General features: G+C 38.1%; 6 protein-coding genes and 1 pseudogene. 5 read left to right on the forward strand and 2 right to left on the reverse strand.

All coding sequences use genetic code 11. The annotated features are described in order from the left end of the window. Nucleotides 1–211 (forward strand): annotated as a pseudogene (locus FTU95_RS14775) (hypothetical protein); the annotation flags it as partial. Between the two features lie 791 nt (nt 212–1,002). Here FTU95_RS14775 and FTU95_RS14780 read toward each other — a convergent pair. Then, on the reverse strand, nt 1,003–1,230 hold the full coding sequence (locus tag FTU95_RS14780) for a hypothetical protein (RefSeq protein ID WP_100358224.1): 228 nt from the start codon (nt 1,228–1,230) through the stop codon (nt 1,003–1,005). A gap of 57 nt (nt 1,231–1,287) precedes the next feature. On the opposite strand from FTU95_RS14780, the gene FTU95_RS14785 reads away from it, so the two are divergent. Next, entirely contained in the window at nt 1,288–1,830 is a 543-nt protein-coding gene (locus FTU95_RS14785; protein WP_100358223.1) for a hypothetical protein, read from the forward strand. Nucleotides 1,831–1,867: 37 nt separating this feature from the next. Here the strand turns inward: FTU95_RS14785 and FTU95_RS14790 are convergent, their stop codons facing one another. Beyond that, entirely contained in the window at nt 1,868–2,275 is a 408-nt protein-coding gene (locus FTU95_RS14790) for a conjugal transfer protein TraD (protein WP_100358222.1), read from the reverse strand. A 281-nt stretch (nt 2,276–2,556) separates the two neighbouring features. Between FTU95_RS14790 and FTU95_RS14795 the strand changes: the two genes are divergently transcribed. The 3 genes from FTU95_RS14795 to FTU95_RS14805 form a co-directional block, all read left to right on the forward strand. Beyond that, entirely contained in the window at nt 2,557–2,712 is a 156-nt protein-coding gene (locus FTU95_RS14795; protein ID WP_004812002.1) for a hypothetical protein, read from the forward strand. Next, nucleotides 2,712–3,641 carry a MobA/MobL family protein gene (locus FTU95_RS14800; RefSeq protein ID WP_180078877.1) on the forward strand — a complete coding sequence of 310 codons (930 nt, stop codon included), beginning with the start codon at nt 2,712–2,714 and terminating at the stop codon, nt 3,639–3,641. The genes FTU95_RS14795 and FTU95_RS14800 overlap by 1 nt, the downstream gene beginning before the upstream one ends. Beyond that, a partial coding sequence (locus FTU95_RS14805) for a hypothetical protein (protein ID WP_180078879.1) occupies nt 3,638–4,047 on the forward strand: 410 nt, incomplete at its 3' end. The genes FTU95_RS14800 and FTU95_RS14805, both read left to right, overlap by 4 nt.

Genomic DNA, 4,047 nt, shown 5'->3' on the forward strand with positions numbered 1-4,047 from the left:
TCATAAAATTTATATAAAAATTAAAAATAAGGAAGCAACTCTGCAAAAGCCAACAGAGTCAAAGCCTAAAGAATCTAGTCCAAAGACTACTGAAAATAGTGCTGTCCCAGTAGAGATGAAGCAGGGAACCATTCAGAAAAATATGGCTCCACAAGAAAAGCCACTTACTGTGATTAAGAAGCGAAAATTTGCTTTAAACAAGAATAAGTAACTTGTAATGTAAAATTCTAAACAAAAACCCCTCTAAGTCTTGCAACTTAGAGGGGTTTTCAAGTAAATTCAGCGGTACGCAGTTATTTGATGGAACTAACATCAAGTAACGAAGATCATAAGGTTTGGCGACCGTTATGATTTCACCAAAAGGCTTGTACCTGAACTCTATTTTCACAATAAACAGTGTTTATATCAAGCCTCAAAATGATAAGTCTTCGTTAATTCGTGTTTTAAACCATCAAATAAGCATCCTAGATCGAGCTTTGCCCGCTTCTGCGTGTCCGTTTTACGGTCGGCATGCAGTACGTGTGGTAGGAATAAGTGTCACTGGCGTATTGTAGCTATAGTCGAAAGGCTAAACCGCTTACAGGGGAACTTCACATAGGCGGAGCGTTAGGAGTAGTTACATAGGACTTGTTAAGTTGTACGTTGGGGAAACCCTCGCAGAGATACAGGCAATGTAACGACAGGGAGCGCGTGGAGCGAGGTGCAAGACTTTGAGTCCTTGTCTGCATAGTCAGCAAAGCTATGTGCGGATACGACCGATATACGTGGCTCCGAAGCCAAATATATACAGGTAAATCGGCAATACTTAGGGGATATGTCATTTTTTCAAATGGCTGCCCTTAGGGTGAGTATTGCCGAAACTCTCTCAACCGTTTCCAAAGCCAAAGCACGAAGTGCGACGCTTTGGGGGCGAGTTGAGAAGTTGAGAGCATTTGCTTTTTATGGTTAGGGGGGGATGGTTCGTAATATTTATAAAATTCTGCTTAGGCTATTAACTTTGTTTTACTTTTTTCTTCTATTAGGGAAACCATCTGAAATTAATCTTTGTCCCATTAGATTAGCGCAAGCTGGATGAAAAACTAGCATAACCCAAATGTCGTGACCATCAACAGATCCATCATGATAAACAACTGGGCCAGTAACTTTTTCATGGCATATAAAACATGTTCTATTATCGCCATTCTTAAAGCCATCTAATAAGCAATTTTCTATATCTTCAGCGAAAGCCATTTTAATTTTTCCTTTATTTAAGCGTTATTTATTATATATAAATTAGGGGGTTAATTTATGTCGCATCCAATATATTATGCATCTATTACTGATGAAGCCATGTACTTAGGGCAACTAGCATCAGCAAGTAAACAATTTATAACTACTCTTAGAGAGGTATATCCAGAGATTGAAGAACCTCCAATGGTTACTCAATTTTCTATGGAAGTTGCAAATTATCAAGACTGGTTAATCAATACAGTAAGTAATCGCTTAATTTCATGTGCTACTAGAATGAGAGTTCTACAAGATAGTTATGATTTTTCTGTAGAAGACTATCCTGAATATAGTGTAGACAAAGAAGCTTTTAATAATATTCCAAAAATAGTAGAAGTAATAAAAGGTGATTTTAAACAATCTATTAGAGAGTGTTGCAATAAAATAATTCATGCAACTTCTTACGAATTAGAATTTGAAAAAGATTCTTTTGGAACAGAATATTGGACAGGTTTTTGTATTTTAAGTGGACAGTACAACAAAAAAGAGTGGTCTGTAAAATTGAATACTATTCTGTTTAGTTTTGCTATTAGGGAATATATAGAAATCATCAAATACATGTGAAAAGCATTAATTGGTTTCAATTAATGCTTAGTTAGTTTTATTTTTGACGCTTATTAAGCATTTCTTGTCCTAAATCTTTCCAAATTTGCCATTTCATATCATTTGGATCAATTTCAGCAGTTTTTAGAAGTACTCCAAGCAATTCTGCAGGATCTCGCTTATCCAGGTTGGCAATCTCAAAAAGTGCACCTAATTGAATGAGGTGCCGTGTCCGAGCCTTTCTTTCAGCGTCCTTTTCAGCATTCAGTAATTTTCTAACCGCTACTTTTTGCTTATTTGCTCGATCTATGGCTTTTTCAGCTTTAATCAAGGCATTCAGCTTTTTCTCTTGGTCGGGTGTACGGTATTGGATTTGAGCTAATTCTAATAAAAGTTTTTGAGCATCATTGGGATTTTTTAAAGCAGAAATGTAGGTTAGTTTTTCAGACAGCCAATCATTAGTCATATTTGATTCCATTAATTCAGATACCGCAAAAGCACAGGCTCAATTCTCAAAGAACGATAACAAAATAATTACGTCCAATGTCCGCAATTTTGTTAAAGTTCGTTCTAGAGAAGTTCGCCTGTACTTCCATCAAAAATTTGATGGCGCGCTTAGACGTTTCTCAATTTCATTGAGAAACCTAAGCACGTTAGGGACTTCATCCCTAAAACCCTGAAACTTATTTTTTTCGTTCAATTGAAAATTGAATGAAAAAAATAAGTACCAAAGCTAGGAGCAACAGGATGCAACTAAAACAGGTATTGGGAAAAATTAAAGATATTACTTTTGGCGTGATCGCAGCACCGCTAATCATCATCATTATGATGTGGGCTTCGATACTTGATCAAAGAGCGTTTAAGAAAGAGCGCAACCGAAAAAAGGAACAGGATAAAACCTAATGGCGATTGCTCGTTTAAGTGTCAAAGTCGGTAAGGCAGGTAAAGCAGCACCGCATGCCGAATATATTGATAGGGATGAAGAAAAGAAGCTGAAACAGGAACAGGCAGAAACTGATCTTGAACATAGTGCTTATGGAAACATGCCGAAATGGGCTGAACATAATCCGATTACCTTTTGGCAGGCAGCCGACCTTTACGAGCGTAAAAATGGCAGTACCTATCGAGAATATGAAATTGCCCTGCCTAGAGAGATGAATGCCGAGCAACGCCTAGAACTGGTTGAGGACTTCATTCAGTCTGAGATTGGCTCAAAATATCCGTATCAATTTGCGATTCATAACCCTAAAGCAATGGACGGCAAGGATCAGCCTCACGTTCACCTCATGTTTAATGAACGTCTGCAAGATGGAATCGAACGAGATCCAGAGCAATATTTCAAACGCTATAACGCCAAGAATCCTGAACGTGGCGGAGCTAAAAAAGACAATACGGGCAAGGATTACCAGGAACGAAAAACTGATATTAAAGACCTACGCCAAAGATGGGCTGATTTATGCAACAGCCATTTAGAAAAACACCAAATTGACAGTCGTATTGATATGCGAAGCTACAAAGAGCAAGGCATAGAGAAAGAACCCGAAAAGAAACTATTACCAAGCCAAGCTAAAGACCCTGAAATCAGGGAAGCCTTGCAACAGTCACGTATAGCCTATAAAGAGCTTGAGCAACTAGATTTAGGCGACCCTAAAAAAGACCTGAAAGACCTCAAAAACAGCCCAATTTCAGATAAAGAAATTAAACAGGGTATTGAGAGCTTTAAGGCTGATTTTGACAGCTTTAAACAGCTTGCTTTGGAACAGTACAAACAACAGCAAAAATTAGAAAGAGAGCAACAGAAAACAATGAAGTTTAGAGGGATGAGCCGATGACACCTGATGAAAAAAAGCTATATGCACTGATGGCAGTTGCAGAACAACAGCAGAACCTAGTCAATCAGGCCGTTAAAGAGCTTCAAATCACGAAAGAACACATTCAAAGCACTATTGCTGGGCAAACCCACCACACTATATCAAAAGCGGTAAATGAGGGCTTACAGGACGGTACAGCAGAACTTATTAAGACCGCTAAAGCGCTTGGACGCTTGAAAAACTCGATTGAATCAGCCAGTGATCAATTTTCATGGAAGTTAATCACCACTTTCTTAGGTGTTTTTTCAGTTCTCATACTGACTATGACGTGGCTATTTGCATCTTATATTAAGCCTTTAGAGAATATTCCAAAGATCGAGAGTTTAAGGCAGCAAGGTATTCAGTTTGATATTCAAAGTTGTGCCGT

The organism is Acinetobacter sp. YH12208 (assembly GCF_013418055.1).
GTDB classification, from domain to species: Bacteria; Pseudomonadota; Gammaproteobacteria; order Pseudomonadales; family Moraxellaceae; genus Acinetobacter; species Acinetobacter pseudolwoffii.